General features: G+C 60.8%; 20 protein-coding genes. 11 read left to right on the top strand and 9 right to left on the bottom strand.

What is annotated here, in order from left to right; genetic code table 11:
* Positions 1-15: 15 nt before the first annotated feature.
* A complete protein-coding gene (locus ACZ5B4_RS06135; protein ID WP_464913551.1) occupies positions 16-2223 on the bottom strand; it encodes an NfeD family protein in 2208 nt (735 codons plus the stop codon).
* Between the two features lie 430 nt (positions 2224-2653).
* A complete protein-coding gene (locus tag ACZ5B4_RS06140) occupies positions 2654-3220 on the bottom strand; it encodes a GNAT family N-acetyltransferase (protein ID WP_464913552.1) in 567 nt (188 codons plus the stop codon).
* 400 nt (positions 3221-3620) lie between these two features.
* Here ACZ5B4_RS06140 and ACZ5B4_RS06145 point away from each other — a divergent pair, with 400 nt between their 5' ends.
* Entirely contained in the window at positions 3621-5801 is a 2181-nt protein-coding gene (locus ACZ5B4_RS06145) for a protein-disulfide reductase DsbD family protein (protein WP_464913553.1), read from the top strand.
* A gap of 83 nt (positions 5802-5884) precedes the next feature.
* On the opposite strand, the gene ACZ5B4_RS06150 is transcribed toward ACZ5B4_RS06145, so the two are convergent.
* The 3 genes from ACZ5B4_RS06150 to ACZ5B4_RS06160 all read right to left on the bottom strand — a co-directional run bounded on the left by ACZ5B4_RS06150 (position 5885) and on the right by ACZ5B4_RS06160 (position 7461).
* Complete coding sequence (locus tag ACZ5B4_RS06150) at positions 5885-6688, bottom strand: hypothetical protein (RefSeq protein WP_464913554.1); 804 nt, start codon at positions 6686-6688, stop codon at positions 5885-5887.
* 104 nt (positions 6689-6792) lie between these two features.
* Entirely contained in the window at positions 6793-7110 is a 318-nt protein-coding gene (locus tag ACZ5B4_RS06155; protein WP_464913555.1) for a hypothetical protein, read from the bottom strand.
* Between the two features lie 15 nt (positions 7111-7125).
* Positions 7126-7461 carry a hypothetical protein gene (locus ACZ5B4_RS06160; RefSeq protein ID WP_464913556.1) on the bottom strand — a complete coding sequence of 112 codons (336 nt, stop codon included), beginning with the start codon at positions 7459-7461 and terminating at the stop codon, positions 7126-7128.
* Between the two features lie 847 nt (positions 7462-8308).
* On the opposite strand from ACZ5B4_RS06160, the gene ACZ5B4_RS06165 reads away from it, so the two are divergent.
* A complete protein-coding gene (locus ACZ5B4_RS06165) occupies positions 8309-8491 on the top strand; it encodes a hypothetical protein (protein WP_464913557.1) in 183 nt (60 codons plus the stop codon).
* 146 nt (positions 8492-8637) lie between these two features.
* Here the strand turns inward: ACZ5B4_RS06165 and cobA are convergent, their stop codons facing one another.
* Positions 8638-10302, bottom strand: coding sequence for a uroporphyrinogen-III C-methyltransferase (gene cobA / locus ACZ5B4_RS06170; RefSeq protein WP_464913558.1), 1665 nt, complete (start codon positions 10300-10302; stop codon positions 8638-8640).
* A gap of 206 nt (positions 10303-10508) precedes the next feature.
* Between cobA and ACZ5B4_RS06175 the strand changes: the two genes are divergently transcribed.
* Together ACZ5B4_RS06175 and rpsT are read left to right on the top strand one after the other, a co-directional pair.
* Positions 10509-11996, top strand: a complete 1488-nt coding sequence (locus ACZ5B4_RS06175) for a tetratricopeptide repeat protein (RefSeq protein ID WP_464913559.1) — start codon at positions 10509-10511, stop codon at positions 11994-11996.
* Between the two features lie 174 nt (positions 11997-12170).
* Complete coding sequence (rpsT, locus tag ACZ5B4_RS06180) at positions 12171-12419, top strand: 30S ribosomal protein S20 (protein ID WP_464914001.1); 249 nt, start codon at positions 12171-12173, stop codon at positions 12417-12419.
* 105 nt (positions 12420-12524) lie between these two features.
* Here the strand turns inward: rpsT and ACZ5B4_RS06185 are convergent, their stop codons facing one another.
* The 3 genes from ACZ5B4_RS06185 to ACZ5B4_RS06195 all read right to left on the bottom strand — a co-directional run bounded on the left by ACZ5B4_RS06185 (position 12525) and on the right by ACZ5B4_RS06195 (position 15080).
* Positions 12525-13436 carry a dihydroorotate dehydrogenase electron transfer subunit gene (locus tag ACZ5B4_RS06185; RefSeq protein ID WP_464913560.1) on the bottom strand — a complete coding sequence of 304 codons (912 nt, stop codon included), beginning with the start codon at positions 13434-13436 and terminating at the stop codon, positions 12525-12527.
* A gap of 111 nt (positions 13437-13547) precedes the next feature.
* A complete protein-coding gene (locus tag ACZ5B4_RS06190; RefSeq protein WP_464913561.1) occupies positions 13548-14264 on the bottom strand; it encodes a pseudouridine synthase in 717 nt (238 codons plus the stop codon).
* A 336-nt stretch (positions 14265-14600) separates the two neighbouring features.
* The gene (locus ACZ5B4_RS06195; RefSeq protein WP_464913562.1) at positions 14601-15080 is read right to left on the bottom strand and encodes a DUF4339 domain-containing protein; all 480 of its coding nucleotides are present in this window, start codon (positions 15078-15080) and stop codon (positions 14601-14603) included.
* Positions 15081-16299: 1219 nt separating this feature from the next.
* Between ACZ5B4_RS06195 and argB the strand changes: the two genes are divergently transcribed.
* From argB to ACZ5B4_RS06230, 7 genes are all read left to right on the top strand, one after another.
* A complete protein-coding gene (argB, locus tag ACZ5B4_RS06200) occupies positions 16300-17199 on the top strand; it encodes an acetylglutamate kinase (RefSeq protein WP_464913563.1) in 900 nt (299 codons plus the stop codon).
* A 137-nt stretch (positions 17200-17336) separates the two neighbouring features.
* A complete protein-coding gene (locus tag ACZ5B4_RS06205; RefSeq protein WP_464913564.1) occupies positions 17337-18566 on the top strand; it encodes an aspartate aminotransferase family protein in 1230 nt (409 codons plus the stop codon).
* Positions 18567-18637: 71 nt separating this feature from the next.
* The gene (argF, locus tag ACZ5B4_RS06210; RefSeq protein WP_464913565.1) at positions 18638-19573 is read left to right on the top strand and encodes an ornithine carbamoyltransferase; all 936 of its coding nucleotides are present in this window, start codon (positions 18638-18640) and stop codon (positions 19571-19573) included.
* A gap of 53 nt (positions 19574-19626) precedes the next feature.
* Entirely contained in the window at positions 19627-20352 is a 726-nt protein-coding gene (gene rph / locus ACZ5B4_RS06215) for a ribonuclease PH (protein WP_464913566.1), read from the top strand.
* Positions 20353-20644: 292 nt separating this feature from the next.
* Positions 20645-22006 (top strand): 6-phosphofructokinase, encoded by a 1362-nt coding sequence (locus ACZ5B4_RS06220; protein WP_464913567.1) that lies wholly within the window; start codon positions 20645-20647, stop codon positions 22004-22006.
* 373 nt (positions 22007-22379) lie between these two features.
* On the top strand, positions 22380-23291 hold the full coding sequence (locus ACZ5B4_RS06225) for a serine/threonine-protein kinase (RefSeq protein ID WP_464913568.1): 912 nt from the start codon (positions 22380-22382) through the stop codon (positions 23289-23291).
* A 197-nt stretch (positions 23292-23488) separates the two neighbouring features.
* The gene (locus ACZ5B4_RS06230) at positions 23489-24946 is read left to right on the top strand and encodes a hypothetical protein (protein ID WP_464913569.1); all 1458 of its coding nucleotides are present in this window, start codon (positions 23489-23491) and stop codon (positions 24944-24946) included.
* The last annotated feature ends 73 nt before the right edge of the window (positions 24947-25019 follow it).

Consider the following 25019-nt stretch of genomic DNA (forward strand, 5'->3'; position numbering starts at 1 on the left):
GCACCGTGCCGCCCGTCACGTCAGCGGCCGAACGAAAATCCGCGTTCCGCGGACCTCGGTTACGACGACATCGCTGCCGGAGTCGATCGGTTCGCCGTCCTCCGCGAGGACGTCCAGCAGCCGTCCGGCCAGGCGGGCCTTGCCGCCGGGCAAGAGCGGGGTCACCGTCGTCCCTCGCTCACCGACCAGGGATTCGTCCACCGGAAGCAGGCTGCGGCGGCGCTCCATGGCCTCGGCCTCTTCCTCGGTCGGCGGTAACAGTACGATCCGCCCGATGCCAGGTGTGTGCGGCAACCATCGCCCCACTAAGGAAGCGACGATTCCCGTTCCCACGGCTGCGGCGGCGACGACCAAGAGCGATTGTTGGAACTGCGCCCATTGGTAGTTGTTGCGCGGCCAAATAAAGGTCTGACCAGCCAAGACCAGCGACGCGAGGATCAATGCACCGCCGCCCAATCCGAAGATGCCGAAGCCCGGCAAGACGAACAATTCGACGGCCAGGCAGGTCAGCCCGACTAAGAAGAGGATGATTTCCAGCCACTCCGCGGTTTGCCCGAGGAAGCGACTCCAGAAAAAGAGCACGAAGCAGACGGTTGCGACGAAGGCCCCCACCCCGATGCCGGGAGTCTGCAATTCGATGAGAAGGCTGACGAACCCGATGATGACTAAAGCCACGGCCACCCCGGGCGAGGCCAGCCCTTCGATCAGCATATCCGACCATGTCGGTTCGAGCAGGGCGGGATCATTTTCCAGGCCGTACAACTCTTTCATGGCGGCGAAGGAATCGACCGTCTCTTTCGCCAAGCCGAATTCCAGCGCTTGCTTGCCCGTCAACTGAAGGGGAGCCCCCGGGGTCGTTACCGCTTCGCCCTTCACCCAATCCTCCGGATTCGGCAGGCTTTGCCATTCCTCCGGTGAATAAAAATCGCTCATTGCCGGTGCCGACTTGCGGGTATAGCGAAACACCTCCAGATTGGGATCGAGCATGGCGACGGGCAGGGACCAGGATCGTTTCATCTGGGGGGCGACCACTTCGCGCCACGTCCGCCGCACCTCGGCCAATTCGTCGTCGGAGAGGAGACCGTCTCCTTCGCCTCCCAGGCGGGCATCCGGATGCAGGATCAAATGATCGCAAGCCAGGGCAATGAGCGCCGCGTCGGAAAGGGCCTGCCTGGGAACGTAGGCCACGGTGCGAATGCGGTCGCCGGGCAAATCCACGGCCAAGAAGGTGGCGAGCCGCAACGAATCGACCGGCGAGCCGCCCGCGCTGTCGATGTTCAGGCACACGAGGTTGACATCTCTCCGCAACGCATCCTCGATCAGTTTTTGAGCCCGTTGCACCGTCGTCGCACGAATCGGCCCGTGAATCCGCACTTGGACCGCTTGCCACGTGCCGCCGGCTAGTACTTCCTCATCGACTTCGGATTGCGGTATGGCCAGGGCGACCAAGAGTTCGCGGAGGTCCGCCGCCGTGTAGTCGATCAAATCCAAGGCCCTGGCCTCGCGCCCGGTGAGTCGCCCGAGCTGTCCGGCCGGAAACAGGACGGCGGGCCGGCCCACCACGGGGCGTCCCAATTGTTCGAGCCCCTCCGGGGTGACGAACACTCGCTCCACGTCGGTTTCCACCTGCAAAACCGTTCGTTCCGCATCCAGCATCCCGAGGGCGATCTCCACCGGCATGACGCGACGCCGTTGGGCAATTTCGCGGTAAGCGCTGAGCATGGGCGGAGAAATCCGCTTTTCCGCGATTCCGGCGGAGCCCAACTCGGCGTCCGGTGCGAGGATGACCTGGCCGCACGCCAAAATGACCAGGACGGCATGGCCCTCGGCACGATAGGGGACGTAGGCGATCGTGCGTACGCGACTCAACTCGTCGCCTGTCAGAAACTCGGCCATGTCATAACATGCCCCAAATTCGCTACGCGACGCAAATTGCTCCTCACCGCGGTTGGTTGCAAAGACGAAGATCATGTTCTTCGGCGGACCGCCGCGGTCATTCAAGACGTCGCGCACCCATTGCTTGAGCCGGGACGCGGTCGGTCCCGTAATGGGCAGCGTGATGCGGACGACTTGTGTTTTCTTATCGCCTTCCGCGGGCTCGGTCTTGGCCTCCGCCCCGTTCGCAGGGCTGGAATCGTCGCCTTCCGCCGCGAAGGTCTGCGGCGGCTTCACCCGAAAACAGTCGTCCATCGCGGGTAAGAGGATCATCCCGGCGACTAACACGGCACGAATCATCGCCGAAGGAGTCGGCAATTTCCGACTTGCCGTCCGCACGGAAGACGCTCGGCGCATGTGTGTGCTCACTTCCCACGCCCTTCTTAATTCCCACTCGCGCCTGCCAGCGCAAGGATTCGGAATTGTACGGCGAAACCCCTTCCTGCCCGAAACCTTTCAGCCGGTATCCGCTGCACCGCAAGTCCCTCGGCAAGCGACCGCTGCGCGACGCGGCTTCCCCCCATAATTGCCATGATCCCGCAGGAATGAAGTCATTATAAGGCCGTTCGAGATCGCGTGATACGTGTTCCTCGACGACACCCACGGATAGGGCGCGAGTGTCGATTCGTGCGACCTCATACGGCTATTCGTGGAATCGATCACAATCTTAACGTGCCGGACGGTTGCGCGGGGCGGCAGCGGCGAAGCGAGCAATCGCTCACCGTCCGGCCGGAACATCCGCCACCTTGTAAACCGTGCGAACGATGGCGAAACCGAGACGTTCGTAGAGTTGAATGGCGCCTTCGTTCTCGGCCGTGACCTCCAGAAAAGCCCGAATCGCGCCCGCCTCGTGAAACCCGTTCAAGGCGAGCAATAAGAGCGCTGAGCCGATGCCGCGATTACGATGCCCCGGTGTAACCCCCACGTTTTGAATTGCTCCCACGCGCGTATCCAGATCAAGTATGCCCTGAATGGTCCCGCAGTATTCGAGACGGCCGGGCGGGGAATCATCTTGGAAAGCCGCCAGCCAGGTCGCTTCCGGCAAAAAACCCGGCTTTCGTCGGATGGCCTCCATTAAGCGGCGACAACCATCTTCGTGGGTAAAACAGGCAAAGACGTTGGCATCGATCTCATGCCGAAAACTCTGGAATTTGACACGGGCATGGTGCATCAGCAATTCGTCACGCCACGGCAGGAAACGATAGTTGGGCGGCAAAACGGGTTCCGGCGGCTTTTCGACCAGGTCGATTTCCATGCGGTAGCGTTTGAAGTAGGTCCAAGCCATGGGCGATGCCCCGCGTGCGCCGGCAACCTCATTTGGGTACGTTGCCATGGGAGTCCGACAAGCATCTACTCGTAATCTATTCCCTACCTGTGGCGCGGTCAACGTCAACGGTTTGCTGCTTGAACCGGGCCGAAGCCGCCCCACTCCCAAACCGCGGCCCTTGCTACTTTGCGAGGGCTAGCGCGGGCGAGGTGTCTATTCGCTGAAGGGCTCATGCGGCGTCTGCGGCGGGGCCTTCGCACACTTGAGAACGATGGCAAAGCGGCATCGACCCTTGGCCGGAATCGCGGCGGGGCCATATCATAGGTAAGTCTACGGGTTTGGATTTCATCCGCCGACCGATCTCCATTGCCGCCCAACATCACCGACGTTCTCGCATGGATTTGAGGAGAAAGGAACTATGACGGATCTTCGCCGTACCTTTGCCGGGAGTGCGCCGCGCGTGTTGATTCCGGCAGTCGTCACGGTCGTCCTGTCCCTGGTGTGCTCGCACTTGGCGGAAGCACAGTTTTCGTTGAACCCCGGCAGCGGGGGCCTATTCGGGTCCCCGAAGGTCCGGGTAAAGGCGGTTTTCACCGAGCCGACGCCGTCGCGGCCGGCATTGCTGTTCGTTCAAGCGGAGATCGAACCGGGCTGGCACATCTACTCCGTGACGCAAACCGGGGACGGCCCTCGCCCGACGCGTATCCGCGTGAACCCGGACCAAGGAGTACGGGTTATCAGCCCTTTCGCTCCAAATCGCAGTCCGGTCAAGAAGACGGAAGAAGCATTTCCCGGTATCGAGGTGGAAACGCACGACGGCGTGGTTTGGTGGACGGCGGCCATCGAGATCGATTCCACCGTGGATGCGAGCCGATTGGCAATTCAAGGCGTCTTGAACGCCCAACCGTGTGATGCCTCGAGTTGCTTGCCCCCGCAAGACTTCCCATTTTCCGCGACGCGGGTCGCCTCGGCCCCGATTGCGGAAGATGTGCTCGCCGCGCTGTGGCCTACGCTCCTTGCCGAGAAATCGCCCACGAGCGAAGAAGAGCCGGTGCCGACCAGGTCCGATTCCGGTGATGCCCCGAGGCCGCTCGCGGCCGCGACTCCCCAAGGCGGCTTGATTTCCCCTATCCCCGACGATTGGTCGGGAAGCGATCTCCCCTGGCAACCGTTCACGATGCGGACGTTCCTGGCTTTGGTCGGGGACGAATTCGATCCGGAAGCGATGCAAGCCAATGCGGGATTCACGAAGTGGAGTTGGCAGGAATTCCTCTTGAAAATCGCGGCGGGATTTCTGGGCGGCATCATTTTGAACGTGATGCCGTGCGTCCTCCCGGTGATCGGTTTGAAACTGCTATCCTTCATTCAAACGGCGGGAGAGGACCGGCGCCGAGCCTTTTTCTTGAACGCCTGGTATTCGGCGGGCTTGCTATCCATCTTCTTGCTGTTGGCGATTCTGGCCGTCTTCTTGAAGCTGGGCTGGGGCTACCTATTCAAGTTTGCCGAATTCAATGTCGTTATGGCAGCCATCGTATTCGCGATGGCGTTGGCGTTCCTGGGCGTGTGGAGCATTCCGATACCCGGTTTCGTCGGGTCCGGCAAGGCCGTGCAATTGGCGCAGAAGGAAGGGGTTGCCGGGGCCTTCATCAAGGGGGTTCTGACCACGATTCTAGCCACGCCGTGCACCGGCCCCTTCATGGGCGCGGCCTTGGCGTGGGCCTTCTCTCAGCCCCCGAGCGTGGTCTTTGCCGTCTTTATGAGCGTCGGTTTGGGGATGGCGAGCCCTTACCTCGTGATCGGAGCCTTTCCGGAGTTGATGCGATTCATGCCTAAGCCCGGAGCGTGGATGGAATCCTTCGAACGGCTGATGGGCTTCGTACTGCTGGGCACCGTGGTTTACATCTTTACCTACCTCGATTGGCCGTATCTCGCCCCGACCCTGGGCTTGCTCTTTGCGATTTGGGCGGCGCTGTGGTGGGTGGAACGGACGGGGCTCACGGCTAGTCCCGCCAAGAAGTTCCGCGCATGGCTGGAAGCGGCCGCCTTCGTGGCCGTCATGTGGCTGCTCCTATTTCCCGGCATTCGTGTTGACGGTCGCCGCTGGGGCGGCCTTCTGTCCGTCATGGAGCACCGTTTCGTCAGGCGGGCGACGAGCATCGTTGACCTGAAACTCTTGCGAGAGGGCAAGCAAATCGTCGCGGGCGATCCGGCGGACAAGCCCTTGGTTCGGCCCGGTCGATACACCATCTTGGTGGATTGCACGGCGGATTGGTGCGTCAATTGCAAGACCCTGGAAGCGACCATTCTGAATACCGACGCGGTTCGCCGTACTTTGCAAGAAAACAAGGTGGTGTTGCTCCAAGCGGACTGGACCCATGAGTCGCCCGAGGTTACGCGATTCCTCGATTGGCTAGGATTCCAACAGGTCCCGGTGGTCGTTGTTTTCCCCGCCGGACGCCCCAACGAACCCATCGTTTTTACAGGCATGTTCACCCAGAAGGACATCATTTCAGCCGTCGAGAAAGCGGGACCGTCCGTCGTCGCCGATTCCTTCGGCGGATCGAACCGGGAAGTCGCCGAGTTCTTACCCCGGCATTGATGCAGAAGAAAACCAAGAGAGACGGTGAGAACCTCGATCCCGGCCTCCCAGGGAAGCGATGAGGAATCATCTCGGTCCCCTGCCTAAAAATCCTTGGATTCCGGTGGAGAAGGGCGGTGGGTATTTCCTTCGTAGGCCTCTTTGGGAGAGACGTCCGGGCCGTCGGTAGCAGGCAGGCCGCTATCCCGGCCCTCGAACGGCGTCAACGGCCGGCCAGATCGCAGCAATTCCAGATACTTCCGACGATACTCCCAGGCAATCCAACCGATGTAAAGCACCGCCGCAAAGGAAGCCGTCATCCCCGATAACGCGAGTGTCTGGATTAGCGACTCGGAATTGTTAATCCGCGGCTCAACCGAAGCCTCGCCGGTCTTTGTCGGGGGTTGCTGATCCTGAGCTTCCGGCTGCGTTTCGGCCGGATCGGCTTGCTGATCGGCATCACTTTCCGTCGGCCCCCGCACCTGGTCGGATGAATGTTGGGATTCCCGCGGGGGAACGGGCAGCGAGCGATCCATCGCCTGCGAAACGGCCGGTTCGGTGAATACCAACGGGATCGTGGCTGAGGCAGCGGTGCCGGATGGGAGCGGCCGCTGACGATCGCCGGCGCCACGGTTCTCGGGCATCTCAGACGTCTCCGATGGGCCGCCGCCGCGAGAGGGAACGCTACGTTCGACCGCCCCGCGTCCCACTTCGATACGATAGCTCCGAATCGGTGGCAAGTTGGCAGGCACATCGCTCGCCGCGATGATATCGCCCAATTCCAGATCCGCCAACTCCTCCGGAGATACGCGAATTACGTATTCGGTTCCGCCGTCCGGCAAGGGCCGCCAACCGACCTCGACCCCGAGGCAGGCGACGCCGACGACAACTGCCAATACGGACCACATGCTCCCGGCTCCTGCCGTTCACCCGAATATGCTGACAACGAATGCCATCCTGCAACGGAAGTTGGCTTCGGTCAGCGACAAGTCCGACTCCTACGGTAATCTTCTCACTTATCCATCACTTTGATTCGGCGGCGGATCGCCCAAGGGCGTCCGTCTTCAAAGGCCGCTTCGATACTCACCCGGCCGTAGAAACGGTCGCCGACGGCCTCCAAGAAAAGCCGTTCCAGCCTGTCCTGGGCCGTCGCCGACTTGCGGCGGTGGTGATCGTCGAGCCCGGCCGCGCTTCGTGTCCGCGCCGCCGGTTCGGACCGAAGTGTCTCCCGCCTCGGGACGGCCGACTCCTGTCCCGGATTTCCCATCGGAGACCTCCGTGCTCCCACGGTCCGATCGCCGTCGCCTTCTTCCTTGCCGATTTTGGTCATTCACGCGCTCCGCGGCTAAACCGTGTACACACCTCCCGTTTCCTCGTCGATCTCGGGCAGCGGCTTGATGATCCGGTACGGCTCCTCCCAGATGATCTTGGCACCCACCTTGTCCGCAACGATCCGCCCGGCTTCGAGCGCCCAATTATCTATGAACAGGGGCTGGGGTTCCGCGATCTCTTCTCTCAGCACGCCAAGGGACGTCACGCTGTCGAGATATCTCTTAACCCGAGGGTCGTCGCATTGCCAGAAGCGACGGCGAGCGTACGGTGGCGTACCGTGTCCCTCGAGGACGGCACGAACGCCTTGATACTCGATCACAATGCGGGCGAGCGTGACCCAGTCGGCCATCCCTGAACGCCTTTCAATAGCAGTACGAACAAAGATGGGGCTTCGCTGGCCAATCTCTCCGGTTCCAAGTACAGCTCATGCAGCCCAATAGAGGTTACCTCGTGTCGCTTCCGTAACGACTTCTCTGTCGGTTCGTAAACGCGCGTCAGGTCCCTGTCGCGGCCTGACAATCATGCCTTATTCTTACCACCCCCGTTCCCGACTGCAACGAAGAACGGACCGACTTACACGGTTGATGGATAGCATCCGGGCGGATGTCCTCAGCCAAAACCCACCCTGGCCGGCCGCGTGCAAGGCCAAGCTTAGCTGAGTCACCGTCGCCGATCGGCCTCGCTCACCTTGTAGCCCTTGCATGTCGTCGGTGCACGGTGTCGCAGAGGCAAGTCAACGCTCACCTCCCCATCCGGTGATCCACTAAGGCCGCCCCCCAACGCGAAGGGTGGACTATTGTTAATCTAGCTAGAGTGATTAGTATGGATAATTGACGTCAAGTTTCGAGTCGATTTCGAACGGCGGATTCACTGCCGACTTTCGTCGAGGCTTGATATGTCATAAGCCTGGCTAAACAGTGTTATCCGCCGGAGCCGATTATTTTCGGCCGGCTCGTTTCGAGACTGATGTGCCACGCTGCCCGTCGGGGCTTTTCGGATTCACCTTTGTCGACTTAACCTCAGGTTGAAAGCAATCGCTGAAGAGATCATACTTTTTCCAATCCGCGTCACCGTAGGAAACGGGCGACCAAGCTTAGCTTGACTGCACCGCCGAGCCATGTCACGACGAGAGCAAATCTCGAGGCGGCCGGCTCACGAGGTTCGGTTTGGGAACGCATCCGTGGGGAATTCCACCAATGCCTAAGGCCCTGTGCGTTTTTGGTATGGTAGCGGCGGGACTCATGGTTCTCCTCTTCGGTCTTGACCTCGCGATCGGTCTGCCCTTCGGCAAGGCGAACGTCATCATGGATGTCGGCTTTCTTGTGGCAGCGGCACTGCTAGGTTATGCCAGCTTTACCACGTACCGCGAAATCCCGTAAGCCAAAACTCTTTGCGGATTCCGCCGCGACTCGACCGGATATTTTTTCATTCTTCAAAGCGTAGGGTTGCGACCAACATGGCTGCCGCCGAGTGCGGCAAGTCAAGTCTGGTACGGCCTCATCTCATCGGCCGTTTTCCCGTCGGGTTACAAGGCAGGGGAACTCGCCCCGCGTTCCGGAGCCGTCCTTTCATATTCGCAAATAGCGTCCACGATACCCGGGATGGTGTAGACCGTTGCCTCCACAGTCGGCTCGAAGCCCAGACCGCGAAGGGTTTCGCTGGTAATGGGGCTGATCGAAGCCAGTCTGACGCGCCGCAGATCTTCGCCGAAAAGGCGAACGAGCGAGGCCGCGATGGAGGAGCTGGTGACAGTCACCCAATGGACGGAACCGGCACGCATGCGTGCGAGGACATCCGGATGGGGCGTTTCGATATCGCGGTTGATATAGACTACAACCTGCCGGACTTCCCGGCCGGCCCGAACGAGGGCTTCCCCCAGCGTCGGGCGCCCCCGGCTCGCACGGACCAGCAGGTACCGCCGCCCGTGCTCGTTCGCCAGCAGGGCTTCGGCCAAGGATTCGGCTCGGAATTCGGGCGGGACCAGATCGGCGCGAATATGGTATCGCAGCAATTCTTCCGCCGTCCCCGGCCCGATAGCAGCTATGCGTGCCGCGCCGAAGGCCCGGGCGTCCCGGCCCAGTTGCCCCATCCGATCCAAGAAGAAGCGTACACCGTTGGCGCTGGAAAACACGACCCAGTCGAAAGCCCCGAGGTCGGCTATGGCTGCATCAACATCAGTCCACTCGTCCGGGGCTACGATCTCGACGGCCGCCTGCGTGAGGACTTCGGCGCCCAATTCCACCAGCATATCCCGAATCTTGCCGACTTGGTGTTCGGGACGGGTGACCACGCAGCACCGTCCGAACAAGGGGCGATCCACGAACCAGGATCGGGCCGGGGCATGCCGAGCAGCCTCTCCGACTACGATGACCGCCGGGGGTTTGATACCGTCCCGTTCGATGACGTCGGCGATCTCTCCCAGTGACGTGTGGACGGTCTCTTGGGTGGGCCGCCCGCATCGGCGAACCAAGACCACCGGGGTGTCGGCGGGTTTGCCGTGCCGCATCAGCTCCGAAGCCCAAACGGACGCCGAACGAACACCCATGTAGAACACCAAAGTGCCCGGAAACGCCGCCAAGGATTGGTAGTTCAAGGGTACGCCGTGGGACTGATGCGACTGCTGCCCCGTCACCAAAGCGACCGCCGAGGCAAACTTGGCATGCGTTAGAGGGATCTCGCTGAGAGAACCCACCGCGAGTCCGGCGGTAATACCGGGTATGATGACGATCCGAGCACCCGCTTCTCGCAGGAATTCCGCCTCGTCCGCCTGCCGCCCGAAAACGACGGGATCCCCGCTTTTCAAACGCACCACCGTTTTACCCTGGGCCGCGGCCTCCAATATCCGCCGATTGATCTCTTCCTGCGTCCAATGAAAACCGAGACTGTGGTGCCCCAGGGAGACTTTTTCCGCCTGGGGGGGCACCAGGTCGAGTACGCGAGGATCGACGAGATAGTCGTAAAGCACGAGGTCCGCCTTCCGGAGGATGTCGGCTGCCCAAAGAGTCAGCAACCTGGGATCTCCGGGACCGGCTCCTACAAGATAAACGCAACCCGTGAGAGACGTTTTCTCCCGAATCATGCTTGGAGACGGACCGCCGGCGGGAACAGATGCGGGCGCGGTCGCTTGGCTCCGGGCAGGATTCCGATCCGGGCGGGCGAAGTCTGCGTCAGGCTGAAGAGAATCAGTCATTCGAAGTAAATGCAGGCTCGGGAAGGTTTTTTGATAACTGGTCCGCCTCGCGTCGCCGCCGTCGTGATCGTGCGGAACCGCCCGTTTGGCCGTTGAGTTGACATTTGCGGCAGGTACAATGATGATAGAGTCCGGGAAAGGCCCTCGCGGGAAAAACGGATGTTTTTCGGGCTACGCTCGAGGTTGCTCTACTTATCGAGGCCGCCATGGCATCAGAAACCCCCACACAAGCCGTTGACACGCGTCTCCCGGAACCAAGCCCGGCGAAGCGCAAAAAGCTCAAGGAATGCTTTGAGTACGGCAACCGCATCGCCGCGCAGGAAAACTTCGACTACGCCGCGGACATCTACACGGAATGCGTGGTCGGAGACCCCGGCAATGCGATCTACCTCCAGGCGTTCCTCGCCAACCTCAAGAAGAAATACAACAACAACAAGAAAGGCAAGAGCTTTTCCTTCTTCAAGTTAGCGCCTTTGCGGAGCGCAATCAAGAAAGCCCTGCAAAAGAAGGATTGGGTCAACGTCTTCAAGTATGGGGCGGAGGCCCTCAAGGTCAATCCTTGGGACACGACCGTCCTGACGGCCCTTTCCGAGGCTTGCGAGCAGTGCGATTTTCAGGAGACGCAACTCATTTACCTGAAAATGGCGCTCGACGCTAATCCCAAAGACGTCGAAATGTGCCGCCGCTGTGCCAAGACGCTGGCCGACTTGGGAATGTACGACCAGGCCATCGCCATGTGGCACAAAGTAGAGCAACTTCGCCCCAATGATCCCGACGCCTCCCGGAACATCGCCAACCTCGCCGTTGAAAAGACGATCGCGGGCGGCGGCTACGACGAGGGAACGGGCGAGTCGCGACGGAAGGTGGAGGCGGCAGGCGGCGAAATCGTTCGCGGCGGCGAGCCGCTCAGCAAGAAAGAACGGCTGGAAGTCGAGATCAAGCGACAGCCGAAAAACCTTCCGTTGTACTACGAGCTGGCCGAAATCTACGTTCGCGAGGAGGACTACGCCAAGGCGGAGGATTTGCTCCGGCGCGCCTTCGAAGCCACCCAAGACGTTGCCGCCAAAGAAAAATTGGAAGACGTTCAATTGCGGCGGCTGCGCGTCGAGTTGGGTAAGGTCGAGGTGGAATATCGCGCCAAGCCCGACGAGCGCAATCAGCAAAGGCTCAATGCCGCGAGGAAAGCGCTGTGGGCGAAGGAGTTGGAAGTCTACAAAGACCGAGTCGAACGGTTCCCCAATAACCAGGCTTTTCGTTTCGAATTGGGGGTGCGCTACCAGCTCAATGGCTTGTACGAGGACGCCATCAAGCAATACCAGGCCGCCCAGAGCGACCCGCGACGAAAAGGGCTTTGCTTGCTCAATTTGGGCCAGTGCTTCGAAAAAATCGGTCAACACCGCCTGGCCATGAAGCACTACGAGCAAGCGGTTCAGGAAATCGCGGATCGTGACAGCGACAACAAGAAGCGGGCCTTGTATTCCGCCGCCGTCTTGGCGTATCGCCTTCGGGCGTTCCAGCAGGCCGAGCAATTCGCCAGCGCCTTGGCCGCCATGGACTATTCATACAAGAACATCGGCCAATTGTTGGACAAGATCGGCGAGAAGCTGGAGCAGCAACGGGCAGGGGCCTCAACTCAAGCCGGGGAGGAAGAACCCATCGAGGTCGAGTTGCCCCCTGGACAGGACGAAGACTAGCCCTCATAATACCGGTTTCCGGCGATGGATGGCCGAGGCACTAAAAGCCGAGAAAGGCCGTGCAGGTCGACGGCCGTGGTATTGGATCTTCGTTAGCGGAACCGGTTGGTTCAGGTCGATATGCCAAACACCAGAAGTGCGAAAAAGCGTTTGCGTCAAGATCAGCAACGGCGGATGCACAACCGTTCCATCAAACGGTCCCTGCGGACGCAATGCCGTAAGGTTCGCGAGGCCGCCGCAGCGGGTAATATAGGCCTGGCTGAATCCGAAATCCGAAAAGCGGCCAAACTTCTGGATCGCGCCGCAGCTAAACGCGTCATTCACCCCAATTCCGCCGCCCGAACCAAGTCGCGGCTGTCGGCTGCCGTGGTGAAGGCAAAGCGAGCAGTCACCGCGCCGTCCGAAACCGGCGCGGCCTCCTGATTGACCTTTCCCCGGACGTCTTTCCACCAACTCGCGGTTTCCGGGTGCGGGTTCAACGCAAGGGTGATGTTGCGGACGCTCGGATTGCTGCCACTTTCTCACTCGCTAATCGAAGATCACACGCGAGCCGTCGAAGACGGGACCCTCGACGCATGCGCGGTGGTAGTCCCATTCTTCATCGGATTGGGCCGTCACGTCTCGGAGACGGACAACGCAGCTAAAGCAGATGCCCAAACCGCAGGCCATGGGCGTCTCCATGGACACGAAGCACGGCACGCTGCGGCCGGTACATATCTCCACGACGGATCGCATCATCGGCTCCGGTCCGCAGGTGTATACGCAGGCGGAATCGAGCGGATACCGATCCAAGACTTGCGGCAGCATCTCCGTAACCACCCCCTTTATCCCCACGGTTCCATCCTCGGAGGAGACTAGAACTTCGGCGCCGGCACCGGAAAAAGGGGTCAGATCCGGCAAATAGTCCGCCGTTCTCACACCGTGGCACAAGACGACGTCTTGGACTTGGGAGTTTCGGGGCGTCGTCCCGTACTGTTGAACCCTCAGAGCCTCCTTGGTCACCGCCAAGAACGGTGTGTAACCGACACCGCCGGAGACGAGGATCAAATGGCGGGCTTGGCAAGGAGCGAACCCATTGCCCAACGGACCCCAAATCTCGATAGGATCGCCCGGCCGAAGCGTCGCCAACGTTCGCGTCATGCGGCCGAGCGTTATGTAGACGATATCCAACTCACTTGGCGATCCCTCCTCCGCCGAGAATGCGACGTCGTACATGGCGAGCGGCCGTCCCAAGAGCGGGTCTTGCCGACCGGACAGCCGCATCATCACGAATTGCCCGGGAACAATTCGTCCGGCGATTTCCGGGCACTTCAGCCGGATGCGAAAAGTATCTTTCGCGATCTTCTCCTGCTGGAATATTTCAACCGAGCCGCTCCAAATCTTGCCGTCCGTAAGCGCCCGGCCGCAGGCATGAGAAGGTGTCGGGTTCGGGAATGTCATGTTGATGACCCTAGTCGCTATTCCAGATTGCCCAACCGCGCAAGTCACGCCTATCGGCGGAGCCCGCGCTCCCGAGTGCAGCGATCATTTCCGCGGGCGGGTAGTCGCACCTCATACGGGCCGTCGCCCGGATTCCCGGCGAAGTGCCGCGATCTCCTCGCGCGTCAGCGGTCGCGCATCGCCGGGCAACATCTTGCCGAGGCGAATCGGGCCGACGGCGATACGCTTCAGTCGTTGCACCTTGTGCCCCACCTTGGCCATGATGCGGCGGATTTCTCGATTACGGCCTTCATTCAACACCATCTCCAAGATGGTGCTTTGCTTGTGTTTGCGGCGCACCTTGATGCTTGACACGCGAGCGATTCCTTCGGCCAGATGAATCCCCCGCAGCAGCTTGGCGAAGACCTCGCGATCCGGTTCCCCGGCGACTTGAACAAGGTAGGTCTTGGGGACGCCGAACTTGGGATGCGTCAGGCGATTCGCCAGCTCCCCGTCGTTCGTGACCAAAATCAAACCCTCGCTGTGGATATCCAGTCGCCCCACCGCGAACAGTCGGGCCTCCTTTTCCGGTACTAAATCGATCACACGGAGCCGCCCGGAAGGGTCTCGATTCGTGCATACCACGCCGTCGGGCTTATACACCGCGTAATACAAGGGCTTTTCTTGTCGGATCGGCACGCCGTCCACCGCAATCTTTTGCCGCAGTGGATCCGCTCGAAACCCAAGCTCGGTAATGACTTTGCGATCCACTTCGACGCGTCCCATGCGAATCAATTCCTCGCACTGGCGACGACTACCGATTCCGGCGGCGGCGAGGATCTTTTGCAAACGCTCGCCGCTTCCCCCCCCGGAGCCGACGGGAACACGGCGAGCCCCTTGCTTTTTCTTGGGCTGCCTGGGTTGCCGGGAACTTCTCGCTTCGGATTGGGGTCGCGGCCTTTCTCGTCGGGTCATGTTTGCCACCTTTGTGCCGGCTCTTAAATGGGCCGTGCCGCCATCGCCATCCGCGGCCGATCCCCGCTGATACGGACGCCGATGCTCGAAACTCGATCGGAATACGGCATCACCGTGCCTTGCGTTTTCCCGAAACGGCCCAACTCTGATGATAAGGTGTTGCGTTCCTGTCGCACAGGTGAGCGGCCGCCGAGGCTTTTTCGTCGCCGGCTACGTAGAGCCGCCGAAACCGCCAAGCAAGAAAAATACTAGAGTGGCGATTACTGCAACCGCGATGGTTGCCAGAACGGCAAGAATCCAGGGTGAGAGACGTTTGGATGGTCGGGGAGTCCGCTGTGCGAGGATGCGTTCGGCAGCCGGAGATATAGACGCGGCCTGCGGGAGTTCCGTGCCGCCGAAAGAGGAGAAGATATGCCGAGCCTCCTGCCAGTCTCTCCAACCCTCCCGCCAGACGAGCGTGTCGGGCGTAATCCGTCCTTCTTGTAACCATTGCTGCATGATGTCGCCGGTGGCCGGACCGAACTGGCCGCCGGACGGCGGACGGACGTACCAAACCAACTGGGGATCCGCCAAAACGGCGTCGCCCTCTCCGCCCGCCCCTTCGGAAAGCGATTCCTCGGTCGCTGAGGATGCGGCAAAAACCGCGGTGCCCCTTACATCCGGCGGAACGGCAACACGGTCCCCGGTCACCAAGGAAGCCCCGACCTCCTCCTCCGTCAGGGGCGACGGAAATGATCGATACTCTGGTACCGCCTCCGAGCCGGAGCTGGGCGTCGATGATTCGCCGTTCACGCTCGCGCCGAAATCAAGCGGAGGGGTTGTTAAGGCCGACGGACCCGAGCTACCGTGCGAAGCACGATCATCCGCAACCGCCGACTGCGATCCCTGCTTTGCGGCAAGATCGGCCGCGAGTTGCCGCCTTCGTGCACGTTGAAGTTTCGTGCTCACCCGCGTGCTTTGAAGCGGTATCTGCACCTTTGCCCCGCAATAGGGACAGATCCCTCGCATGCCGGCCTGAAAGGCCTTCACGTGCAACTTGTGGCCGTTCGGGCAGTAAAAGCGAATTCCCATGTTCGGCCTGGCTTGTTAGCCGCCGCAAACGCCCAAACACCCGCGCCCTGCATCTTGGGCCGGTGAGGAGGCGTCTTCCAGCGAGTAGCGTTAGTTTTACCGTTTCGCGCGGGACCTCGGGCGAAAAGCTCCGGCACTCCAACCGAACGGCAAAATATGCGGAACGGCCATGTGGCTGTTCCGCCGACTTTCCCTTATTTCATTATACCGTGAAAGAGGGGATAGCCTCAAACCGTGTGGGCTGCTCAATCATTTCCTTTTCGGCCTCGGCCAAATGGGATTGCTGCAAGGTGTCAGGGGAGGGGAAGGCTCGGAGTCTCAGTCGCCCAACCGATCTCGGCCGATAAAAAACGGCCCGCAGGCGTTGCGGCGATCGTACCGCAGCGCACGCCCGGCGTGCAAGCCTTCAAGGCCGTTGGGGCCGATCCCGAAAGCGGCCGTCGGGCCGGGCTGAAGATCGGCGACACTCGGCGGAATCGCCCCCCTGATGTTACCGGTCGTTGACACCCTCAAGCTTGCGTCGGAAAATGAAAGTTTCTTTCCGAAGAGGTGTTCAGGTGCAAGGGGCACGGGAAGGCGGCAGGCAGCGTCCGCCCCTTTGATGTTATCGGGACCACGAGCACCCTTCGGCTTTGCCGGGGATCGAAGATCGGCCAATATCCTCGGTCGGAGCGGCCGGCATCGCGCCGCCGTTGCCGGCCGAGGTTAAGTATTTCACAAGGAAGAATCACCGGCGCCGGATTACCGCCGGTAGCAAAGCTTGAGATTTGCCCGGCACGTTGTTGGACATTCGTGTCGGTTTCGTCATTGCAGTTCCAGCAAACGGGAGACATCCGGATTGCAGCAAGCCGTTGAAAAAGCCGACGTTTTGATTGAAGCCTTGCGGTGGATTCGCCAATTTCGCGGCAAGGTGACGGTTATCAAGCTGGGCGGCAGCGTCTTGGAAGACCCGCGTGCCATGACGCATTTGCTGCTCGACATCCTTTTCATGGAAACGGTGGGAATGCAGCCGGTGGTAGTCCACGGCGGCGGGGCTGCGATCTCGCGCGCCATGGAAAAGGCGGGACTGCAACCCAAGTTCGTCCAAGGTCGTCGATTTACCGACGAGGCGACCTTGCGAATCGTGGAACAGGTACTGGCGGGGGAATTGGCACCGCGGCTTGCTCGCGAGATACAAGACCTGGGGGGTGCGGCCGCTTCATTGAGCGTCCGGACGAAGAACGTGCTTTTCGGAAGGAAGGCAGGGCTGACAGGTCCGGAGGGCCGACCGATCGACTTGGGTTTCGTCGGAGAAGTGACGCGCGTCGATGCCGAAACCCTCACGGAACTTTGTCGCCGCGGGGTCGTGCCGGTTATCCCCTCGCTTTGCCTTTCCGAAGACGGCGACACAATCCTCAACGTGAATGCCGACCTGGCCGCCATGGCCGTGGCCACGGCGCTGCAAGCCGAGAAGCTCGTCTTCCTCAGTGATGTCAACGGCGTTCGGGCCGACAAGGACGATCCCGAATCCCTCATCGACTCGCTCTCGGCATCGCAGGCCCGCGAGCTGATCCGTTCGGGCGCCATCCAAACCGGAATGTTGCCCAAGGTCGAAGCGTGCCTCGATACCTTGGAGAAGGGAGTCAACAAGATTCACATCATTGACGGTCGCATCCGCCATTCGCTCCTATTGGAGGTGTATACCACCAAAGGCATCGGGACGGCTATTAGCCGCAACGGCGCGGGCGAATTGGTCTAAGCCGCCTCGATCTTCCTGCCGCACCGGCTGGACGCCCCGATTCGTTGAACCCAAGATTCGTCCTGATCGACCTTTCGGAGCTCGATCACACTCGCAAGAGACAAGATTCAGGAACAGGAGACGGCGGTCGCGCAACCATGGCCACTACGACTCACCTTTCCACGGAAGATGTCTTCGGCATATTCCGGCAGTACGTCATCCCAAACTACCGGCGATATCCGGTAGTACTTGTGCGAGGAGAAGGCGCTCAGGTTTGGGATCTAGAGGGCAAGCGATACTTGGACCTCTTCCCCGGCTGGGGGTGCAATCTGCTGGGCCATTGCCCGGCGCCCGTGGTCGCGGCGGTTCAAGAGCAGTTGACGCGGTTGATCCATGTCCCGAATACGTGGTTCACGGAGGTTCAAGGTCTTTGGGCCAAGGCGCTGAGCGAGCGCAGCTTCGACGGCATGGCCTTTTTCTGCAACTCTGGAACCGAGGCCAACGAAGCGGCCATCAAACTCGCTCGGCTCCATCAAGGGCCGGGACGCTACAAGATTATCGTCTTCGAGGGCGGATTCCACGGTCGAACCATGGGAGCGCTTTCCGCCACAGCACAACCCAAGTACCACGAAGGGCTGCATCCCCTTTTGCCGGGCTTCACGTACTGTCCCTACGGCGATCTCGAAGCCGTGCGGGAGCGCATCGACGGCGAAACCGCGGCCATCATGATCGAACCGATTCAGGGCGAGGGAGGTGTGGTCTTGCCGCCCGAAGGATTCCTCCAGGGCTTGCGCGAACTGGCGGACGAACATCAATTGCTGCTCATTTTCGACGAGGTGCAGACCGGGTGCGGGCGAACCGGCGAGTGGTTCGGCTACCAATATTTCGGCGTGGTTCCCGACATCATGACCCTTGCCAAATCGCTCTGCGGCGGATTGCCGGGAGGCGCCATGCTCGCCCGAAAGGACATCGCTCCCTCCCTGCGGGCGGGAATGCATGCTTCCACGTTCGGCGGAAATCCCATCGCCGCCGCCGCCGGCCTGGCCGCTATCGAAATGATCGAGACGCAGTCGTTGCTCGACCGGGCCAAGGCAATGGGCAACCTCTTCCTGGAACGGTTTCGCGACTTGGCGCGGCGGTGCTCGATTATTCGCGAGGTCCGAGGAGCCGGCCTGATGATCGGATTGGAATTGGTCGTGGATGGGACGCCCGTGGTCAATGAGTGCCTGCGACGCGGCCTGCTCATCAATTGCACGCACGGAACCGTGCTCCGGCTGCTCCCCGCCATGACCATGACGGATGAGCAAGTGCACGAGGGTTGCGACATTCTGTGCCGGGTGATTGAGGAATACGCGGCAGGCGGCCTCGAATCCCAGGCGGAGGCGTGACCGGCGAACCGCCCTCCACGACCTCGCGATGCGAATCCTTGGGAATGCGACCGAAAAGGACCCGAAACGCGATGACGCCCTTCAAGCCCCGCCATCTGCTTACGCTCCAAGATCTTTCCCGGGCGGAAATCGAACGCCTCTTTTCGATCTGCGAAGACCTCAAAACGAAATTCGCGGCGGGTGTGCGCGAGCCGCTCTTGCCTCACCGCGTCCTGGCACTGGTCTTCGAGAAACCCTCCCTGCGGACGCGAGTCAGCTTCGAAGCCGCCATGGCCCATTTGGGAGGCAGCTCCATATTCCTGGGCGACGACGCAGGCTTCGGAAAACGGGAGACGGTCGCCGATTTCGTACGAGTGCTCAGTTCGTACGTGGATGCCATCGTCTTTCGCGGCAAGCGCCACGCAGTACTGGAAGAGATGGCCCAATACGCTACTTGTCCGATCATCAACGGATTGACGGACCAATCACACCCATGCCAAGCGTTGGCGGATTTGTTCACCATGCGAGAATTGGCGGGCAAGTTGAACGGCCACACGCTGGCCTGGGTGGGCGACGCCAATAACGTAGCCCGGAGCTTGGCCGAAGGTTGTGCCAAGTTGGGGCTGCGATTCGTCATGGCCACGCCGGAAGCGTATCGATTCGATGCTGACTTCCTACCGGGGTTGAAGGCGGCGAACCCGGGATTCGATTTCGAGGTCACCGATGATCCCGTTCAGGCCGTGCGAGATGCCTTGGCGGTTTATACCGACGTATGGACGAGCATGGGCCAAGAGCAAGAAGCGGAACAGCGGCGGCGGGATTTTGCGGCCTATCAGGTAAACGCGGCTCTCATGTCGCACACGCAACGAGGCGCCGTCTTCATGCATTGCCTGCCCGCCAAACGCGGCGAGGAGGTAACAGACGACGTCATCGACGGGCCGCAGAGCGTCGTGGTCCAACAGGCCGCGAATCGCATGCATATTCAAAAGGCCGTCCTCGCCTGGCTGCTGGGCTCGCACGGCGGCTGATCCGACCTTTTTGATGCCGGCGGAAGCGGCGAAGTCGATAGGGAGTTCCCGTCATGGCGGTCGTTCGGTCGGATGGGCGTGAACCCCACGAGTTGCGGCCCTGCCGTATGCAAAAAGACTTTGCCGGTGCGGTGCCGGGCAGCGTCCTGGTTTCCGCCGGCCGAACCAAAATCCTGTGCACGGTCTCCATCGAGGAGCAGGTCCCGGCTTGGTTGGCAGGCGCGGGAAAGGGCTGGCTGACGGCCGAATACAACATGCTGCCGGGGAGTACCCAACCGCGCAAACCGAGAGATCGGTTTCGCGCGGACGGACGAACGGCGGAAATCCAGCGCCTCATCGGCAGAAGCCTCCGCGCCGTCGTCGATCTCGCGGCCTTGGGTGAGCGCACGTTGACCGTGGATTGCGACGTATTGGAAGCGGACGGCGGAACCCGCGTTTGGAGCATTAATGGCGCGTGTGCGGCTTTGATCGCCGCCCTCCGCCGTTTGCCGACGAACGCACGGTTTCCAATCCGAGAGAGCGTGGCGTCCGTGAGCGTCGTCCTTCGAGGCGATGCCTTGCTACTCGATCCCTGCCGCGAGGAAGATGCTGCCGCCGACGTCGATTTCAATATCGTCATGACCGGCAGCGGTCGAATCATCGAAGTCCAGGCAACCGGCGAGAGGACGACTTTTGACGAAGATATCTTAAGAAAAACCTTGCGTCTGGCAAAAGATGCCTTGCGGTGCATAACCGACGCCCAGCGCGATTGCCTCGGAGCGGACTGGCCTTGGGATTGATAGCGGATCATGGGCCGCCGGGGGAAGAGCAGGGCGTCATTCGCGGCCCGTCATTGTACGCGGTCGGCAGACCGTACACCCGTCAAGCGGTGGTCCGGAACGTGGAGTTCCGGACGAGTTCCGGACGGGCTTGCCGCACAAGCTTAGGCGGTCGGGTGCCTTCTGAACTCGGCTCGGCGGCGGTAGAATTAACGCTTTTGGTGGTAATGCCCTGCGGACATGCCTTCGGGGCGACCCTTGCTTTCGGATAGGGATTGGTTTTTCACAAGCAGCCGTACGCGAAGAGGCCGTCATGCTTAACGCACTCGCAACACCGGAAAAACCGAATACGAGCATCAAACGAGTAGCCGTGCTTTTCTCGGGAGGCCCGGCCCCGGCCGCCAACGCCGTCATCGGAAGCGCGGCCATCGCTTTCTCCCAGAACGGGATCGAGGTCTTGGGCATTCGACACGGCTATTCCCACCTCATGAAATACACACCGCAAGAGCCTCTCCGAGAAGGCCAGGCCTACCGGATTCTCCGCCGAAACGATATGGAGCAGGTTCGCAGCAGCGCCGGGATTATTATCGGGACGGCGAGGGCGAACCCCGGCAAATCGCTGAAGACCGAGAAGGATCTCGACGATGCCGAAAAAACCGCCCCGTTGAAGACGGTTTACAATGCGCTCCGTTCCCTCCAAGTCGACGCCTTGATCTCCATCGGCGGTGATGACACCTTGACCACCGCGGCCAAATTCAAGCTGTTCCAGGATCGCCTACCCCCGGATCAGCCGCGCATCGCCGTCGTCCATCTGCCCAAAACCATCGACAACGACTATCAAGGCATCGATTTCACCTTCGGCTATTTCACGGCCGTGGAAATGCTGGCAACCCAGGTACGCAATCTTCTGGCAGACGCCAAGGCGGCGGGTGCCTACTATCTCGTGCAAGTGATGGGGCGAAAAGCGGGTTGGCTGGCTTACGGCGCCGCGATCGCCGGGGAGGCGGCTCTCGTCGTCGGCCTCGAGGACATTCCCGCCGAATGGTGGAAAAAGGAAGTGACGGTCAACCCTAAGACCGGCAAGGAAGTCATCGACGAAAATACCGGAAAGCCTCAGATGCGCGACGTCATCGACGTTCGCGCCCTGGCGCAGAGAATTGCCGATACGATCATCGCGCGAAAGAAAGAAGGCAAAGCCTACGGTGTGGTCGTGCTGGCCGAGGGGATGGGCGAGTATTTCCCCCTGGAGGAATTGCACCGATGCGTTTCGGAGGATGAGTTTGCCGTTCTCGAACCGGATTCCTTCGGGCATTTTCCCGTGTCGCAGATCAAGTTCACGGGCCGGATCGCACGATTGGTCAATCAATCGCTGGCCGACCGGGGAGAGAAACCCCTCAAGATCAACGCCTTGCAATTCGGCTACGAGGTCCGCTGCCATCATCCCACGGCTTTCGACATCATTCTGGGCAGCCAATTGGGTGTGGGTGCCTACCGCGCATTGGCCGAAAAGGGTTTGAACGGAGTGATGGTGTCGGTCGGAGGGGATCTCAGCCTTCTCTATCCTAAGTTCGAAGAACTGATCGATATGTCCAAGCTCCGCGCGAAGGAGCGGCTTGTGTCTCCGGAATGCGACTTCCATCAACTGGCTCGGTATCTGGAATACCCGGTCGTGTAGGTATTACCGGCGTATTCATCCGGTATTCCTTGCCGGCTCGAGATTTCGAATCTCGGGCCGGCTTCTTTTCAGCAGTCCGCATTCTCGGCCTCGGACGCTTTCCTTTTCGGCTACGTCACGTGAGCCCGTCGCGACGTCAGGCTGTCAGCCGGAATAGAAAGTCGCTGCATGAGCTACGCCGCACCGGCTACCTATTCGGAGAGAGACTTCGACGCCCACCATCGATGGGGTTGCGCGGCGGATGACGAAAGGAAGGATCGTACGTCTCGCAACGCCCGTGAGCATCGCGCGGGAAAGAGTCGCGCGGCCCCGACTCCGGGGACCGACGAACCGATATGAGGAAACGGAGTCTCTCATTGAAAAGGACCGAGCCGTGCTGCAGACGGACGTTATCCGTCCCAACCGACTGCCGCCGCGCCCCGAACAAACCGGGTTCCGGGGCTATTTGGAATTCGGGGATTGGCTTGCGCGCGAGCCTATCGCGGTCGGCAATTGGAGTACGGTCTACCGCGCCGCTCCCCGCACATCTCCTACCACCGGAACCTACGCCCTCAAAGCCCTGCATCCCCACCTGGAAAACGACCCTGTCGCGGTCGCCTTGTTTCGCACGGAAGCTCAAGTCGGGCGGGCCGTATCCCATCGTCATGTGGTCCCCATCTTGTCCGAGCATGTGAGCGACCGCCCCTTTTACTTGGTGATGCCGTTCTTGTCCGGACAAACTTTGAATACGAAAATGGCGAGCGGCGTCGCGCAACCCGTGATCGAATCCTTGTGGATGATCCGCCAGGCGACCGAAGCGTTGGAGGCGCTCTGGTCGGCGGGGTGGATGCACGGCGACGTCAAACCCTCCAACCTGATGATCTCCCATGCCGGTCATGTCACACTGCTTGATCTCGGCTTCGCTCGCCGACCGGGAGAAGACCACGACGGCAGGGGTCGTCCGTGGGTGGCGGGGACCGTGAACTACTTGGCCCCCGAATGGATCCTAGGTGCGCATCGGCCCGACATCCGCAGCGACATCTACAGCCTGGGGGTAATACTCTATCAATTGCTGACGGGAAGGCGTCCGTATCGCGTTCAGTCACCCGCCGATCTCCTTTCCGTGCATCGCGACATCCGCATCCCCGGCGTCAGGACCTGGGCGCCGTGGATCGGAAAAGAGCTTGCTCGCCTCGTCGCCTCTATGCTGGCAGGAGATCCCCTCCGACGCCCCCAGAATCCTCGCGAATTGCGAGAGCGCCTCGTCCGCTTGGAAATCGAGCACCTCGCGGAACGGTTGAACTAGCGGAAGAAACGTGTGTTCCGTACCCCTCGGAATGCCGCCGGCCGCACGGCCGTATCGCTAAGGCCGCACGGCGATCTTTGGTACGCCGGTGATCGGATTGCACGTGCAATGCCACGCGACTAGAATTCCAACGTGTCGCAAGTCCAACATCCGCACGGCTGAGGGGAGCCTTTCTTTCGAGCAGAGGGAATGAGCCGATGTCGTCACGCCGCGGGTCCCTTGTGTCGTTTCTGTTTGTTGGTCTGGGTTTTTTCGTTGCCGTCGCAAACGCCGCTGAGCTTCGCGTCGGCGCTGCGTGGATCGACATTACTCCGGACCGCCCTGTGGCGCTGGACGGGCAGCGGCACCTGAGGATTTCCCGACAAGCGGCGACGCCGATAACGGCCGCCGCCGTGGTTATCGACGCACTCGAGGCTGGGCAAGCCCCCGAACAAGCCGTACTCATCTCTTGCGACTTGGTCCACATTCATCCCGACGTGCTCAAAGCGGTTCGAGAAAAAGTCGCGTTGCGTATGGCCGAAATCGCCCCCGATCGAATCGTCATGTCGGCCACGCACACCCATACGGCGCCCGTCACAGGCGAGGGCAAATACGATATTCCGGCGGAAGGCGTCATGCAGCCGCGCGAATACGTGGAGTTCCTCTCCGACCGGATCACGGAGATGGTGGCCGAAGCATGGCGAACTCGCCGTCCTGCCAAAGTCGGCTGGGGGCAGGGCCATGCCGCGGTCGGACAGAATCGTCGGGCGGTGTACGTCGACGGCTCCGCTCAAATGTACGGTAGTACGCAGATCCCGCAGTTTCGCGGCCTGGAAGCTCGCGAAGAACACACCGTGGATGTCCTCTTTTTCTGGGACGCGGATGACCGCCTGATCGCCGCCGCGATCGACATTTGGTGCCCTGCCCAGGAGATGGAATCCCTGTCGGTAATCCACGCCGATTATTGGCATCCCGTTCGTGCGATGATCCGCAAGGAGTTCGGCGATCAGGTCGTCGTCCTCGGTTGGATTGGAGCCGCCGGCGATGTCAGCCCCCATGCCATGTACGAAAAGGCCGCCGATGAACGACTCTATAAGTTACGCGGCACGACTCGCTTGGAGGAATTGGGGCGGCGCATCGCCCAAGCCTTTCGTGAAGCGTACGAAGTGGCCTCGCGCGATGTGCGAACCGAAGTGCCGTTTCGCCATGCGGTCGAGGAAGCGGTTCTGCCATATCGAATCATCACGTCGGATGAAGCCGAGGCCGCTCGTGCGGAGATGGAAAAATTCGCCGACCGCCCCGAGGAACAATGGAACTTCCTGTGGCACCAACGGGTCGTCTTTCGCTACGAACGACAGCAGGCAGGCATCCAGGACACCTTTACGATGGAGTTGCACGTTCTGCGGGTGGGAGACGTCGCCGTGGCCTTCAATCCGTTCGAACTCTTTTCGGAGTACGGAATGAGGATGAAGGCCCGCAGTCCGGCCGTTCAAACCTTCGTCGTTCAACTAGCCGGGGCAGGGGCCTACTCCGGCGGCTATCTCCCCACGGAGGAGGCGATCCGCGGCGGCGGATACAGCGCCGTTCCTCAAAGCACGTTGGTCGGTCCGGAGGGGGGACAAATACTGGTAGACCGAACTGTGGACCTCATCGGTCGCTTGTGGACAAGCCCATAAACATTCGAGGTGGTCGGCCGATCGATGCGCCGCAACGCGTAGCGTTTTCCCGTACCGTCCCGAGCCTCTCCCA

It is taken from the genome of Thermogutta hypogea (assembly GCF_055386265.1).

What these genes read in the sequence shown, in the direction of transcription:
- cobA (WP_464913558.1), bottom strand. Translation starts at nt 10,302, where the DNA reads ATGACTGATTCTCTTCAGCCTGACGCAGACTTCGCCCGCCCGGATCGG.
- rph (WP_464913566.1), top strand. Translation starts at nt 19,627, where the DNA reads ATGGCGGTCGTTCGGTCGGATGGGCGTGAACCCCACGAGTTGCGGCCC.
- ACZ5B4_RS06205 (WP_464913564.1), top strand. Translation starts at nt 17,337, where the DNA reads ATGGCCACTACGACTCACCTTTCCACGGAAGATGTCTTCGGCATATTC.
- argF (WP_464913565.1), top strand. Translation starts at nt 18,638, where the DNA reads ATGACGCCCTTCAAGCCCCGCCATCTGCTTACGCTCCAAGATCTTTCC.
- ACZ5B4_RS06160 (WP_464913556.1), bottom strand. Translation starts at nt 7,461, where the DNA reads ATGGCCGACTGGGTCACGCTCGCCCGCATTGTGATCGAGTATCAAGGC.
- ACZ5B4_RS06165 (WP_464913557.1), top strand. Translation starts at nt 8,309, where the DNA reads ATGCCTAAGGCCCTGTGCGTTTTTGGTATGGTAGCGGCGGGACTCATG.
- rpsT (WP_464914001.1), top strand. Translation starts at nt 12,171, where the DNA reads ATGCACAACCGTTCCATCAAACGGTCCCTGCGGACGCAATGCCGTAAG.
- ACZ5B4_RS06230 (WP_464913569.1), top strand. Translation starts at nt 23,489, where the DNA reads ATGTCGTCACGCCGCGGGTCCCTTGTGTCGTTTCTGTTTGTTGGTCTG.
- ACZ5B4_RS06150 (WP_464913554.1), bottom strand. Translation starts at nt 6,688, where the DNA reads ATGTGGTCCGTATTGGCAGTTGTCGTCGGCGTCGCCTGCCTCGGGGTC.
- ACZ5B4_RS06140 (WP_464913552.1), bottom strand. Translation starts at nt 3,220, where the DNA reads ATGGCTTGGACCTACTTCAAACGCTACCGCATGGAAATCGACCTGGTC.
- ACZ5B4_RS06220 (WP_464913567.1), top strand. Translation starts at nt 20,645, where the DNA reads ATGCTTAACGCACTCGCAACACCGGAAAAACCGAATACGAGCATCAAA.
- ACZ5B4_RS06155 (WP_464913555.1), bottom strand. Translation starts at nt 7,110, where the DNA reads ATGACCAAAATCGGCAAGGAAGAAGGCGACGGCGATCGGACCGTGGGA.
- ACZ5B4_RS06145 (WP_464913553.1), top strand. Translation starts at nt 3,621, where the DNA reads ATGACGGATCTTCGCCGTACCTTTGCCGGGAGTGCGCCGCGCGTGTTG.
- ACZ5B4_RS06185 (WP_464913560.1), bottom strand. Translation starts at nt 13,436, where the DNA reads ATGACATTCCCGAACCCGACACCTTCTCATGCCTGCGGCCGGGCGCTT.
- ACZ5B4_RS06175 (WP_464913559.1), top strand. Translation starts at nt 10,509, where the DNA reads ATGGCATCAGAAACCCCCACACAAGCCGTTGACACGCGTCTCCCGGAA.